Source organism: Paraburkholderia sp. CNPSo 3076 (genome assembly GCF_026343935.1).
Lineage (GTDB): Bacteria > Pseudomonadota > Gammaproteobacteria > Burkholderiales > Burkholderiaceae > Paraburkholderia > Paraburkholderia nodosa.
Window position 1 is genome coordinate 36,707 of the sequence record NZ_JAPMAL010000028.1, and the last position, 12,894, is coordinate 49,600.

Genomic DNA, 12,894 nt, shown 5'->3' on the forward strand with positions numbered 1-12,894 from the left:
GCATGCCGATTCACCTCGAATGTCTGTCGCATACGCCGTTGCATGGCTATTTTGATCCGCTGCCTGACGTGGTGGCGGAAGTCGAACGGGTCGGCCGCGCCGCGCGCGAGCGCGTGGAGGCCTTCAACCCCGATGTGATCGTGGCGTTCGCCCCCGATCACTTCAACGGTTTCTTCTATGACGTGATGCCGCCGTTTTGCATCGGCGCGCGTGCCGAGGCCATCGGCGACTTCAAGAGCATGGCCGGTACGCTGCCGGTGCCCGAAGCCCTTGCGCACAAGCTCGCCGAAAACGTGCTCGACGCCGATATCGACGTGGCGCTCTCGTACCGCATGCAGGTCGATCACGGCTGCGCGCAGGCGCTGGAAGTGCTCACGGGCGGCCTTGACCGCTACCCGGTGATTCCGGTGTTCATCAACTCCGTGGCGCCGCCCATGGCGACGCTGCGCCGCGCGCGTCTGCTCGGCGATGCGATTGGCCGCTTCTTCTCGCGCAGCGACAAGCGCGTGCTCGTGGTGGGCTCGGGCGGCATTTCACACGAACCGCCGGTGCCGGAACTGTTAGGCGCGACGCCGGAAGTGGCCGAACGCCTGATCGCGGGCCGCAACCCCTCGGCGGATTCGCGCGCCGCGCGCCAGGCGCGCACCGTGGCCGCGGCGAAGTCGTTCACGGCGGGCGACAGCCATCTGCATCCGCTCAACCCCGAGTGGGACCGCGCATTCCTCGCGCGCCTCGAGTCGGGCGAATTGACTTCCGTGGACGGTATGACCAACGCGGCCATTACGCGCGACGGCGGCAAGTCGGCGCACGAGATCCGCACGTGGGTCGCGGCATTCGGCGTGCTGGCCGCTTACGGCCCGTATCGCGCTTCGCTCGATTACTACCGCGAAATTCCCGAGTGGATTGCGGGTTTCGCCACCATGCATGGCATGCCCGACGCAGCTTGATAGAACAGTACGGACTCCGGAGAATCAACATGTCAGATTCGAAACTCGTCGCGGCGCTGGCCGCGCGCCTGCACGAAGCCGAAGCCTCTCGCAACGTGATCGAACCAGTGCGTGGCGAGATCGCTTTGGACGATATCGCCACCGCTTACGCCGTTCAGCAAGCCAACGTCGATCTGCGCGTGGCGAACGGCGAGCGCATCGTGGGCCGCAAGATCGGCCTCACGTCGCTCGCCGTGCAAAAGCAGCTCGGCGTCGATCAGCCTGACTTCGGCGCGCTGTTCGCTTCGATGGCTTACGGCGATGCGCAAGCGATTCCGCTCTCGCAACTGATCCAGCCGAAGGTGGAAGCGGAAATCGCGCTCGTGCTGGAGCACGACCTCACGTTCGAAAAGCACACCTTCGTCGATATCCTGCGCGCCAGCGCGTATGCGCTTGCGGCTATCGAAGTGGTGGACAGCCGCATCCAGAACTGGGACATCCGCTTTGTCGATACGGTGGCCGACAACGCCTCGAGCGCACGCTTCGTGGTGGGCAGCCGCCCGGTGCCGCTCCCGCAAATCGACCTGACCGCCTGCGCGATGGAACTCTCGCGCGACGGCGAAGTGCTCTCGCGCGGCAATGGCGCCGCATGCCTGGGCAATCCGCTCAACGCCGCCGTGTGGCTCGCCGACCGCATGGTCCAGCTCGGCACGCCGCTGCGTGCGGGCGACGTGGTGCTCACGGGTGCGCTCGGGCCCATGGTCGCCGTGAAGGAACCCGGCACGTACACCGCGCAGATCGAAGGCCTCGGCAGCGTTCGCGCAACTTTCTCAGCCTGATACAGGAATTCATATGGCTTCCGAAAAACTCAAGGCCGCGATCATCGGCTCCGGCAACATCGGCACGGATCTGATGATCAAGATCATGCGCCACAGCAAGCATCTGGAGATGGCGGCGATGGTCGGCATCGACCCGAACTCCGACGGTCTCGCGCGCGCCGCGCGCCTCGGCGTCGCGACCACGCATGAGGGTGCGGAAGGGCTCACGCGCCTGCCGTGCTTCAACGACATCGACTTCGTGTTCGACGCGACGTCGGCCGGCGCGCATGTGAAGAACGACGCGCTGCTGCGCACGTTCAAGCCGTCGATTCGCGTGATCGACCTCACGCCCGCAGCCATCGGCCCGTACTGTGTGCCGGTCGTGAACCTCGACGCACACATCGAAGCGCCCAACGTCAACATGGTGACGTGCGGCGGCCAGGCCACGATTCCGATGGTCGCGGCTGTGTCGCGCGTCGCGAAGGTCCACTACGCCGAAATCGTCGCCTCGATCAGCAGCAAATCGGCGGGCCCCGGCACGCGCGCCAACATCGACGAGTTCACCGAAACGACGTCGAAGGCGATCGAAGTGGTGGGCGGTGCGGCGAAGGGCAAGGCCATCATCGTGCTGAATCCGGCCGAGCCGCCGGTCATGATGCGCGACACGGTTTATACGCTCTCCGAGATGGCTGACCGCGAGAAGGTCGAGCAGTCCATCGAAGCGATGGTCGCGAAGGTGCACGCCTACGTGCCGGGCTATCGCCTGAAGCAGAAGGTGCAATTCGACGAGATTCCCGCGAACGCGCCCTTGAATATTCCGGGCCTCGGCAAGTTCAGCGGCCTGAAGACCTCGGTGTTCCTCGAAGTGGAAGGCGCCGCGCATTATCTGCCCGCTTACGCAGGCAATCTCGACATCATGACTTCCGCCGCGCTCGCCACCGCCGAACGCATGGCGCAGACGCTTCTGAGCGTGCAGGGATAAGACCATGAGCAAGAAACTCTACATCTCCGACGTGACGCTGCGCGACGGCAGCCACGCCATCCGCCACCAGTACTCGATCCAGAACGTGCAGGACATCGCCCGTGCGCTGGACCGTGCGAAGGTGGACAGCATCGAAGTTGCTCATGGCGACGGCCTGCAGGGCTCGAGCTTCAACTACGGCTTCGGCGCGCACAGCGACCTGGAATGGATCGAAGCCGTGGCCGACGTGGTTACGCATGCGCAGATCGCCACGCTGCTCCTGCCCGGCATCGGCACGATTCACGACCTGAAGGCCGCGTACAACGCGGGCGCGCGCGTGGTGCGTATCGCCACGCACTGCACGGAGGCCGACATTTCGAAGCAGCACATCGAATACGCACGCGAGCTGGGCATGGACACCGTGGGCTTCCTGATGATGAGCCACATGACCACGCCGGAAAACCTCGCCGTCGAAGCGAAGAAGATGGAAAGCTACGGCGCGACCTGCCTCTACGTGGTCGATTCGGGCGGCGCGCTCACGATGAACGACGTGCGCGACCGTTTCCGTGCCGTCAAACAAGTGCTCAAGCCCGAAACGCAAACGGGCATGCACGCGCACCACAACCTCTCGCTGGGCGTGGCGAACTCGATCGTCGCAGTGGAAGAAGGGTGCGACCGCGTCGATGCGTCGCTTGCCGGCATGGGGGCTGGCGCGGGCAACGCGCCGCTCGAAGTGTTCATCGGCGCGGCGGAACGCATGGGCTGGAACCACGGCACCGACCTCTACACGCTGATGGACGCTGCCGATGACATCGTGCGTCCGCTGCAGGACCGCCCGGTTCGCGTGGACCGCGAAACGCTCGCGCTCGGCTATGCGGGCGTGTATTCGAGCTTCCTGCGCCACTCCGAAGTGGCTGCGAAGAAGTACGACCTGAAGACGGTCGACATTCTCGTCGAACTGGGCAAGCGCCGGATGGTGGGGGGTCAGGAAGACATGATCGTCGACGTGGCGCTCGATCTGAAAAAGCGCCAGCAAGGATTGCAGTCCTGATCAAGCGCGCCGCGCATCGCCTTCGGGTGGTGCGCGGCGTTGCCACTTATAGCCGCCGGAAAGAGCGGCTCGTATATATACATGGAGACTTTTTATGACGTCGCGAAACCGTAGTGCTGGAGGAAGTGGAACGAGCAGCAAGGCAACCATCGCCCTGTGTCTGGCGATTGCGCTGCTGGAAGGGTTGGACCTGCAATCGGCGGGCGTAGCGGGACCGCGTATGGCGAAGGAGTTTCATCTCGCCGTCGCGCAAATGGGCTGGGCGTTCAGCGCAGGCGCGATCGGCCTCCTGCCGGGTGCGGCGCTGGGCGGGCGGCTTGCCGACCGCTTTGGCCGCAAACGCGTGCTCATGTGGTCGGTGGCGCTGTTCGGCCTTTTCTCGCTCGCCACGACCATGGTGTGGAATTTCGAAAGCCTGCTCGTCGCGCGTCTGCTCACGGGTCTCGGTCTCGGCGCGGCCATGCCGAACCTGATCGCGCTGTGCTCGGAGGCAGCGGGTGAGCAGCAGCGCAGCACGGCAGTGGGTGCGATGTATTGCGGCATGCCATTCGGCGCGGCGATCGCCGCCGTCATCGGCATGCTCGGCGCGGGCGACGCGAGTTGGCGCCACGTGTTCTACGTCGGCGGACTCGGCCCGATCGTGATGGTGCCGCTGCTTGGCCTGTTCCTGCGCGAGTCGCAGCAGTTCGTCGCCGCGCAAGCGTCGAAGGTCGCGAGGGAAAGCGCACCGAGCGTGACGCAAGCGCTCTGGCAAGAGGGCCGCGCGCGGACCACGATTGCGCTGTGGATCAGCTACCTCGGCACCTTGATCGTGCTGTACTTCCTGATGAACTGGCTGCCCTCGATGGTGCTCGCGCGCGGCCTCACGCGCGTGCAGTCGAACCTCGTGCTGATGCTGTTCAACATCGGCGGTGGCATCGGCGCCGTTGCGATCGCAACGATCATGGACCGCTTTGGGCGCCGCGGCACGGTGATCGGCATGTACGTGGGTATCGTGGCGGCGCTCACCGTGCTCGCAAGCGCGGGCGGCGCAAGCTCGACGGCCGTGGGCGGCCTGCTGTGCGGCTTCTTTATCGTGGGCGGCCAGTCGGTGCTGTATGCACTCGCCGGCCATGCGTACCCCACGGAAGTACGCGGCACGGGTGTGGGCGCGGCAGTGGCCGTGGGGCGTCTGGGCTCGATTCTCGGGCCGCTCGTGGCGGGACAGCTGTTTGCACTCGGCCAGAGCCCGTCGATGCTGGTGGGTTCGAGCATTCCGCTCGTCGTGATCGCGGCCCTTGCCGCGCTCAGCGTGGTGGGTGCATTCAGGCAGCGCAGCGCGCTGGGCGCACAGGGCGCGTGAATGTGAACGGGAGAAGGCACGCGCCTTCTCCCGCATGGGTTAATACGTTTTAAAGGGTGGTCATCATGACGGGTACGGCACAAGCAATCACCGAAGCCTCGACGAGCAGGTTCGCGCGCGTGAAGGACGGCGAGGTCGAGTTCCAGATTCACTACAACGACGCAGGCGCTGGCGCCGAAACCGTTGTGATGCTGCACGGCTCGGGTCCGGGCGCGAGCGGCTGGGCCAACTTCAACCGCAACGTCGAACCGCTCGTCGCGGCCGGCTACCGCGTGATCCTGATGGATTGCCCGGGCTGGAGCAAGAGCGACCCGCTCGTCTGCACGAGCTCGCGCTCGGACCTGAACGGCCGCGTGCTCAAGGGCCTGCTCGACGTGCTCGACATCGAGCGCGTGCATATTCTCGGCAATTCGATGGGCGGGCATAGCGCCGTTGCGTTCGCACTGGCGAACCCGCAACGCGTGGGCAAGCTCGTGCTGATGGGCGGCGGCACCGGCGGCCCGAGCAGCTTCGTGCCGATGCCCACCGAAGGCATCAAGCTGCTGCAAGGTCTCTATCGCGATCCGACGATCGAGAACCTCAAGCGCATGATGAACGTGTTCGTGTACGACGCGAGCGCGCTCACCGACGAGTTGATGCAAACGCGCCTCGACAATATGCTCGCGCGCCGCGACCACCTGGAAAACTTCGTGAAGAGCCTCGCCGCCTTCCCGAAGCAGTTCAGCGACTATGGCCCGCGCCTTGGCGAAATCGCCGCGCCCACGCTCGTGATCTGGGGCCGCGACGACCGCTTCGTGCCGATGGATATCGGCCTGCGTTTGCTCGCGGGCATGCAGAACGCGCAACTGCACGTGTTCAACCGTTGCGGCCACTGGGCACAATGGGAGCATGCGGAAGCCTTCAACCGCATGGTGATCGACTTCCTGAAGCACTAGGACGCGAAAGCCCTCGCGGTAACGATGCGGCGCACCTCGCGGTGCGCCGCTTTTTTATTGGGGCGAGCGCATTGCGTTTGCAAACCGGCTTTTGTGTGACGAAGCCGTGGGTCAACGTACCGTCGACATGTTCATCTAAAGACAAACCATAATTAGCGTAAAGCAAAGCGATTCGCCATTGACAAATTAAACCTGCCCCACCTATGATCGGCCTCAATGCCTGGAGACGCGTGAACCGTACGCGTCCCGGCGAGCCGCGCAAGGCGCACAAGACGCCGCGCATCAACGGTCTGCCCGGGCCCGCCTGGGTGAACCGGAGTCATGTTTGGAGACAGGCAGATGCCCCAATCGATTGCCCCGGACCGCCGGTCCGAAGCCGCGCGCGCGTACGCTACGTCCGCGCAACATTCCTCGCAGCAAGAAGACGCGCTCTATCGCAAGGTCTCCGCGCGCGTCATCCCGTTCCTGTTCGTTTGTTACGTCGTCTCGTTCCTCGACCGCATCAACATCGGCTTCGCGCAGTTGCAGATGAAGCACGACATGGGCTTCAGCGACGCGATGTACGGCCTCGGTGCCGCCGTGTTCTACGTGGGCTACGTGCTGTGCGAAGTGCCGAGCAACATGCTGCTTGCGCGCTTCGGCGCGCGCCGCACGTTCATGCGCATCATGCTGCTATGGGGCATTGCCTCGACCAGCATGATGTTCGTGTCGAGCCCCACGCAGTTCTATGCACTGCGCTTTTTGCTGGGCGTGTTCGAGGCGGGCTTCTTTCCCGGTATCGTGCTCTATCTCACGTACTGGTATCCGGCGCGCCGCCGTGCGGCCGTGTTCTCGATCTTCTTCGCGGGCGTGGCGGTGGCGGGCGTGCTGGGCGGCCTCATCTCGGGCTGGATCATGCGCGACATGGCCGGCGTGGCGGGACTTGCCGGCTGGCGCTGGATGTTCCTGATCGAAGGGCTGCCGGCCGTGCTGCTCGGCCTCATGGCAGCGTTCTGGCTCGTGGACGGCCCCGAAAAGGCGCGCTGGCTGACCGATGCGGAAAAGGCCCACCTCCTCGCGCAACGCGACGGCGAAGGCGATCACGCGCATTCCACGCGTTCGTTCGGGGCGGCGCTGCGCAACCCGCGCGTGTATCTGTTCGCGTTCATCTACTTCTCGCTGACCTGTGCCTCGCTCACGCTGAACTTCTGGATGCCGCTCATGATTCGCGACTTCGGCGTGCATGATGTGCTGGCGATCAGCCTCTACACCGTCATTCCAAATGCGGTGGGTGCGGCGGGCCTCATGTGGATCGCGCGCCGCTCGGACCGGCGTGGCGAACGGCGCTGGCATTTCGCGGCGTGCACGGTAGGCGGCGGCATGGCATTGGCGCTGCTCACGCTGCATCTCGCGAGCTTCGCCGCGATGATGGCGATTCTTTCGATCGCAGCGGTGCTGATCTTCGCCGCGTTGCCGATCTTCTGGGCGGTGCCTTCGGCGTATCTCTCGGGCAAGGCCGCCGCTGCGGGCATCGCGCTCATCAGCAGTATCGGCATTACGAGCGGCATTGTGAGCCCGTGGGCAATCGGGCTCATCAAGACGCATACGGGCAGCATGGATAACGCGCTGTATCTGCTCGCGGCATTGCTGGTAGTGAGTGGTGCGGCGTTGGTGGTTGGTGTGCCGGCGGTGAAGGCTGGCCGCTGAGCGCACCTCACGCAGGCATGAGTAGCGTGCGCCAGCTCGGCCAGCGCCTGCTGAACATTCGCAATGGTGGTGGCGCAGCAAATTTCATTCCGCATCCCCTTGCGAATGCAACCTTGAAGTCACTGCTGCCCCGCAAGCTCCTCGAGCAGCCAGTCGCGAAACGCAACCAGCACGGGATGGCGCTGAACCCGCTCCGGGTAGACGAGGTAATACGAGCGCGAGCTTGGCACCGCTTCGAATGGGCTCAGAAGCCGGGTTTCCCTCAATTCGTCTTCCACCAGCATGCGCGGCACGAGGCCTACGCCGATACCGGCCAAGACTGCCTGGATCAAATGCGAGGTCAACTCGAAACTCGGGCCCGGCCGCAGCGCGTCGTGAGGCAAACCGAAGTGCGCACACCATTCGCGCCACGCGTCGGGAAAGCTGCGCACGCGCAGCAGCGTGAGCCCTTCGAGGGATTCGATGGTTGGCGCGGCGGCCCTGCGCCTCGATTTTCGCGCGAGGGGCAACACGGCAGGGTTGCCGACCAGCACCAGTTCTTCCGCGTAGAGCCGGTGCGCCGTCACATCCGGCCAGCGGCCGTCGCCCACCACGATGGCAGCGTCGAGGTCCTGGGTCGAAAAATCGGCGGCCTCGATGCGCGAATCGAGATCGATCTGCAAATCGGGGTGCGCCTGATAGAAGCGGCGCAGGCGCGGCAGCAGCCACTTGGCGCCGAACGTCGGCAGGGTCGCGACGCGCAGCTGCGTTTTCGGCGCGTTGGAGGTGAGGGCCTGCAGCGTCGCGCTGCGGATCAGCGTGAGCGCGTGCGAGATCTCGGCCATATAGGCGCGGCCGATATCCGTCGGGATGATGCGCTTGCCCTCGCGCGTGAAGAGCGCAAGCTCGAGCATCGCTTCGAGCGCCTGAACCTGGCGGCTCACGGCGCTCTGCGTGAGCGACAGCTCCTCAGCCGCACGCGTGAAGCTCTCATGCCGCGCGGACGCTTCGAACGCGAGCAGCAGCGACATGGAAGGCGTGAGCTTGCGGAAATTCATTCATAAACCTCATGATCAACCCAACGAATATACGTTTGCCCGGTGCCGGCGGGAACGCGACAATGCCTTGCCAGAAAGGGAATGGTACGCCCAAGGCGAGACTTCGAGAACGATATGACAATTGCCCCGCTTGCCATCGGCGAATTCAGCAACCCGCTGATCCGTCAATTTTTGCATGAATTGAAGACGTCGGGCTTCGAAGGCGAGGTGGATGCGACTCACGCGACGCGCACGGTGCTGGCCACGGACAATTCGATCTATCAGCGCTATCCGAAAGCGGTGGTGTTTCCGCGCCATGCGCAGGACGTCGTATGCCTCGCGAGCCTGCTCGGGCGCGAGGCGTTCCACGGCGTGGCGGTGGCGGCGCGCGGCGGCGGCACGGGCACGAACGGGCAGTCGCTGACCGAAGGCATCGTGGTCGATATGTCGAGGCATATGAACCGGATCCTCGAAATCGATCCCGTCGCGCGTACCGCCAGAGTGGAAGCGGGTGTCGTCAAGGATCAGCTCAATGCCGAACTGAAGCGGCACGGACTCTTTTTCGCGCCGGAACTATCGACTTCGAACCGCGCGACCATCGGCGGCATGATCAGCACGGATGCGAGCGGGCAGGGCAGTTGCACCTACGGGAAAACACGCGACCATGTGCTCGCGCTGGAAACGGTCCTGGTCGGCGGTGAGTGTCTGTCGAGCGCGCCGGTCGATCATGCCGCACTTACGGCGCTCTGTGCGCGCAAGGACAAGGTCGGCGAAGTTTTCCGCACCGCGCGGGACATCAGCGAGCGCGAAGCCGGCCTGATACGCGAGCGCTTTCCCGAACTGAACCGCTGCCTGACAGGTTACGATCTCGCGCATTTGCGTGACGGCGAAGGGCGCTTCGACATCAATGGCGTGCTGTGCGGCTCGGAAGGCACGCTCGGCTTTATCGTCGAGGCGACGCTGAACGTGCTGCCGGTTCCGAAGCACGCCGCGCTCGTCAATATCCGCTATGAGGGTTTCATGGATGCCCTGCGCGACGCGCGGGCGTTGATGGCCCATCGTCCGCTCTCAATCGAAACCGTGGACGCCACGGTGCTGCGGCTGGCGCGCGAGGATAGCGTCTGGCAAAGCGTGGCCGACTATTTCCCCGACGACGAAGGCGTCGAAGGCGGTGCGAGCGGCATCAACATGGTCGAATTCAGCGGCGACGATGCGGACGAAGTGCGCGCGCGCGTGGCGGCGTTCACCGAGCACCTGGGCGCCGACGCGAGCGTCAGGCGCCTGGGACATACGATCGCCGACGGCGAGGCGGCGATCCATCGCGTCTATGCGATGCGCAAGCGTGCGGTGGGCCTGCTGGGCAACGCCCGCGGCGCGAGCCGGCCGCAGCCCTTCGTGGAAGACACGGCCGTACCGCCCGAAAATCTCGCTGACTATATTGCGGAGTTTCGGGCGCTGCTCGATGGTTTTGGTTTGCGCTACGGCATGTTCGGCCACGTCGACGCCGGCGTGCTGCACGTGCGCCCCGCGCTAGACATGCGCAATCCCGACGAGGCCGCACTCGTGCGCCCCATTTCGGATGCCGTGACCGCCTTGACGATGAAGTATGGCGGCCTGCTGTGGGGAGAGCATGGCAAGGGCGTCCGCTCGGAGTATGTGCCGGAGTATTTCGGGCCTTTGTATCCCGCGCTGCAGCGGCTCAAGGCGGCATTCGATGCGCACAATCAGCTCAATCCTGGCAAGATCGCCACGCCGGCGGGGGCGCGTGCGGCGCTGTTGAAGATCGACGCGACGACGCTGCGCGGCGAACTGGACCGGCGCATAGACGAGCGTGTCTGGCAGGCCAATGCCGACGCCGTTCACTGCAACGGCAACGGCGCCTGCTACAACTTCGACCCAAACGACGCCATGTGTCCGTCGTGGAAAGCCACGCGCGAGCGCGTGCATTCGCCGAAGGGGCGGGCTTCGCTGATGCGTGAATGGTTGCGCCGGCAACAGGATGCCGGAGCGGATCTCGCGGCTGTGCCAGCCGCGGCGGCGTTGCCGGTGCGCATCTTCAATAGCATACGCAAACGCCAGGGCGAGCAAGACTTCTCGCATGAGGTGTACGACGCCATGGCGGGTTGCCTCTCGTGCAAGTCATGCGCGGGGCAGTGCCCCGTGAAAGTGAGCGTGCCAGAGTTTCGCGCCCGCTTTCTGGAGCTGTATCACACGCGCTATTTGCGGCCGCTGCGCGACTATTTGATTGGCGCGCTTGAATTCTCCGTGCCGCGTGTCGCGGCGCTGCCAGGAGCGAGAAGCGTCTACAACGCGGTGATGGGCGCGGGTCTCGTCAAATCGGTGCTTGCGCGCTGTCTGGGCCTTATCGATAGCCCATTGTTGAGCCCGGTGTCGTGGCGTGATGCGCTGCGCCTCTCGGGAGCGGAGGTCGCAACGCCCGAACGCCTCTCGATGCTCGGCGTTGCCGAGCGCCAGCACAGCGTGATCGTGGTGCAGGACGCGTTCACGCGCTACTTCGAAACGCCGGTCGCCGCCGCGTTTCTGGAAGTCGCCGCGCGGCTCGGATTCAAGGTCTTCGTCGCGCCTTATCTGCCGAACGGCAAGCCACTGCACGTACAGGGGTTTCTGCCGCAGTTTCGCCGGGCTGCGCGGCGCAATGCGGCGCAACTGGCCGTGCTTGCCAGAACGGGTGTGCCGCTGGTCGGCATCGACCCGGCAATGACGCTCGTGTACCGCCAGGAATACCGCAAGGTGGAAGGCATCGAAACGGTACCCGAGGTTCAGTTGCCACAGGAATGGCTGATCGGCGCATTGCGCACGCGTGCAACATCGCCGCGAGCGTCTGGCTCGTTCAGTCTGCTACCGCATTGCACCGAGCGCACCAACGCGAGCGCTGCCACGCTCCTGTGGAAAGACGTCTTCGCGGCGGCTGGCCTCACGCTCACGACGCCGGCCAGCGGTTGCTGCGGCATGTCGGGCACTTACGGCCACGAGGCGCGCAATCGCGCGACCTCGGAAACGATCTTCGAGCAATCTTGGGCGCGACATGTCGATGCGGCATCGACGTCGACGCAGGGGGCGCAAGAACTGCTCGCCACGGGTTATTCGTGCCGCTGCCAGGTGAAGCGCTTGCGCGGGCGCCAGCTGCGTCATCCCATTCAGGCGCTGCTGGACGCCCTGCGCTGACCCGGGTCAGTAGTCCCAACGGCCCCGGTCGTGCCATTCGCGTTCGCGCCACTGCCGCTCGCGCCATTCATGCTCACGACGTTCGTGCTCGCGCCATTCGTGTTCCCGCCAACGCCGCGCGCGCCAGTCGTCGTCGCCTCGCCAGTCGGTCTGGACGGGAGCCGGCGCATAGGCCGCGCCTGGCACGCCAACGCCCACGGCCACATCCACGTGGGCCAATGCAGCGGTCGAAGCCGCCAACGCCGTTGCGCCCAGGACCAGGCCGAGAATCGTCCTCTTCATATCGCAACTCCTTCGCACGCTGCGTGCGTTTTTTTGATGAGCACGGTTTCGAGTGTAGGCGCCGCCCCCGGACACAAGTGCAACGGCGCTGCGAGATTGGTAACAACGAGTTATGCGCCTGCTGCGTTGCCACTCCGCCAATCGTTTTGCATATTGCTCAGTACATCGATGAATTCTGCATGATGGAGCACGCTGCACACCGACCCCCGGCGCGAGGCGGCGCGGGCGTTTGCCATTGACGGAATCCGGGTACACTCGAAGGCGACCCACGGTCGAGTCCTGACTGTGTCGCTCCCGCTCTCCAGCCAGTTTTTTGTACCCGATGCCAAAACGAATCCTGCTAGTCGACGACAACCGCGACGTCGCAGATGCGCTCGCGGCGCTCGTCGAGTTCGACGGTCATCAAGCCCGATGCGCCGCCAATGGACATGAGGCCCTGCTCGTTGCCGGATTGTTCCTTCCCGAACTTGCCTTCGTGGACTGGAGGCTTCCGGACATGAGCGGCGGCGAACTGGTGGACCAGCTTCGGCTCAACCCCGCTCTGTCGCATACCCGGTACGTTCTGCTGTCGGGACACACCGACCCGGACATCGCGGCCAAGGCTGCAGCAGCCGGTTTCGACAAATGTCTGACGAAACCCGTGCGGCTCGAAGACCTGCTGGCCTGCCTGTGACGCCGGTCTGACCGGCTG

Annotated in this window: 11 protein-coding genes; 9 read left to right on the forward strand and 2 right to left on the reverse strand. The window is 64.7% G+C overall.

What is annotated here, in order from left to right:
* Positions 1 to 2: 2 nt before the first annotated feature.
* From M3A49_RS29410 to M3A49_RS29440, 7 genes are all read left to right on the forward strand, one after another.
* Positions 3 to 947 (forward strand): 3-carboxyethylcatechol 2,3-dioxygenase, encoded by a 945-nt coding sequence (locus M3A49_RS29410; RefSeq protein ID WP_254358084.1) that lies wholly within the window; start codon positions 3 to 5, stop codon positions 945 to 947.
* A gap of 29 nt (positions 948 to 976) precedes the next feature.
* Positions 977 to 1,765 (forward strand): 2-keto-4-pentenoate hydratase, encoded by a 789-nt coding sequence (gene mhpD / locus M3A49_RS29415; protein WP_266232144.1) that lies wholly within the window; start codon positions 977 to 979, stop codon positions 1,763 to 1,765.
* 13 nt (positions 1,766 to 1,778) lie between these two features.
* Entirely contained in the window at positions 1,779 to 2,726 is a 948-nt protein-coding gene (locus M3A49_RS29420) for an acetaldehyde dehydrogenase (acetylating) (protein WP_266232145.1), read from the forward strand.
* A 4-nt stretch (positions 2,727 to 2,730) separates the two neighbouring features.
* Positions 2,731 to 3,756, forward strand: coding sequence for a 4-hydroxy-2-oxovalerate aldolase (dmpG, locus tag M3A49_RS29425; protein WP_266232146.1), 1,026 nt, complete (start codon positions 2,731 to 2,733; stop codon positions 3,754 to 3,756).
* Positions 3,757 to 3,850: 94 nt separating this feature from the next.
* Complete coding sequence (gene mhpT, locus M3A49_RS29430) at positions 3,851 to 5,098, forward strand: 3-(3-hydroxy-phenyl)propionate transporter MhpT (protein ID WP_266232147.1); 1,248 nt, start codon at positions 3,851 to 3,853, stop codon at positions 5,096 to 5,098.
* 65 nt (positions 5,099 to 5,163) lie between these two features.
* Entirely contained in the window at positions 5,164 to 6,033 is an 870-nt protein-coding gene (locus M3A49_RS29435; RefSeq protein ID WP_266232148.1) for an alpha/beta fold hydrolase, read from the forward strand.
* 339 nt (positions 6,034 to 6,372) lie between these two features.
* Positions 6,373 to 7,719, forward strand: a complete 1,347-nt coding sequence (locus M3A49_RS29440; RefSeq protein WP_266232149.1) for an MFS transporter — start codon at positions 6,373 to 6,375, stop codon at positions 7,717 to 7,719.
* A 119-nt stretch (positions 7,720 to 7,838) separates the two neighbouring features.
* On the opposite strand, the gene M3A49_RS29445 is transcribed toward M3A49_RS29440, so the two are convergent.
* Positions 7,839 to 8,756, reverse strand: a complete 918-nt coding sequence (locus M3A49_RS29445; RefSeq protein ID WP_266232150.1) for a LysR substrate-binding domain-containing protein — start codon at positions 8,754 to 8,756, stop codon at positions 7,839 to 7,841.
* Between the two features lie 114 nt (positions 8,757 to 8,870).
* Here M3A49_RS29445 and M3A49_RS29450 point away from each other — a divergent pair, with 114 nt between their 5' ends.
* Positions 8,871 to 11,921, forward strand: a complete 3,051-nt coding sequence (locus tag M3A49_RS29450; RefSeq protein ID WP_266232151.1) for an FAD-binding and (Fe-S)-binding domain-containing protein — start codon at positions 8,871 to 8,873, stop codon at positions 11,919 to 11,921.
* Positions 11,922 to 11,927: 6 nt separating this feature from the next.
* On the opposite strand, the gene M3A49_RS29455 is transcribed toward M3A49_RS29450, so the two are convergent.
* On the reverse strand, positions 11,928 to 12,203 hold the full coding sequence (locus M3A49_RS29455) for a hypothetical protein (RefSeq protein WP_266232152.1): 276 nt from the start codon (positions 12,201 to 12,203) through the stop codon (positions 11,928 to 11,930).
* A 322-nt stretch (positions 12,204 to 12,525) separates the two neighbouring features.
* Between M3A49_RS29455 and M3A49_RS42770 the strand changes: the two genes are divergently transcribed.
* A complete protein-coding gene (locus M3A49_RS42770; protein ID WP_416339032.1) occupies positions 12,526 to 12,876 on the forward strand; it encodes a response regulator in 351 nt (116 codons plus the stop codon).
* Positions 12,877 to 12,894: the final 18 nt, after the last annotated feature.

What these genes read in the sequence shown, in the direction of transcription:
- M3A49_RS29435 (WP_266232148.1), top strand. Translation starts at nt 5,164, where the DNA reads ATGACGGGTACGGCACAAGCAATCACCGAAGCCTCGACGAGCAGGTTC.
- M3A49_RS42770 (WP_416339032.1), top strand. Translation starts at nt 12,526, where the DNA reads ATGCCAAAACGAATCCTGCTAGTCGACGACAACCGCGACGTCGCAGAT.
- mhpT (WP_266232147.1), top strand. Translation starts at nt 3,851, where the DNA reads ATGACGTCGCGAAACCGTAGTGCTGGAGGAAGTGGAACGAGCAGCAAG.
- M3A49_RS29420 (WP_266232145.1), top strand. Translation starts at nt 1,779, where the DNA reads ATGGCTTCCGAAAAACTCAAGGCCGCGATCATCGGCTCCGGCAACATC.
- M3A49_RS29455 (WP_266232152.1), bottom strand. Translation starts at nt 12,203, where the DNA reads ATGAAGAGGACGATTCTCGGCCTGGTCCTGGGCGCAACGGCGTTGGCG.
- M3A49_RS29410 (WP_254358084.1), top strand. Translation starts at nt 3, where the DNA reads ATGCCGATTCACCTCGAATGTCTGTCGCATACGCCGTTGCATGGCTAT.
- dmpG (WP_266232146.1), top strand. Translation starts at nt 2,731, where the DNA reads ATGAGCAAGAAACTCTACATCTCCGACGTGACGCTGCGCGACGGCAGC.
- M3A49_RS29440 (WP_266232149.1), top strand. Translation starts at nt 6,373, where the DNA reads ATGCCCCAATCGATTGCCCCGGACCGCCGGTCCGAAGCCGCGCGCGCG.
- mhpD (WP_266232144.1), top strand. Translation starts at nt 977, where the DNA reads ATGTCAGATTCGAAACTCGTCGCGGCGCTGGCCGCGCGCCTGCACGAA.
- M3A49_RS29445 (WP_266232150.1), bottom strand. Translation starts at nt 8,756, where the DNA reads ATGAATTTCCGCAAGCTCACGCCTTCCATGTCGCTGCTGCTCGCGTTC.
- M3A49_RS29450 (WP_266232151.1), top strand. Translation starts at nt 8,871, where the DNA reads ATGACAATTGCCCCGCTTGCCATCGGCGAATTCAGCAACCCGCTGATC.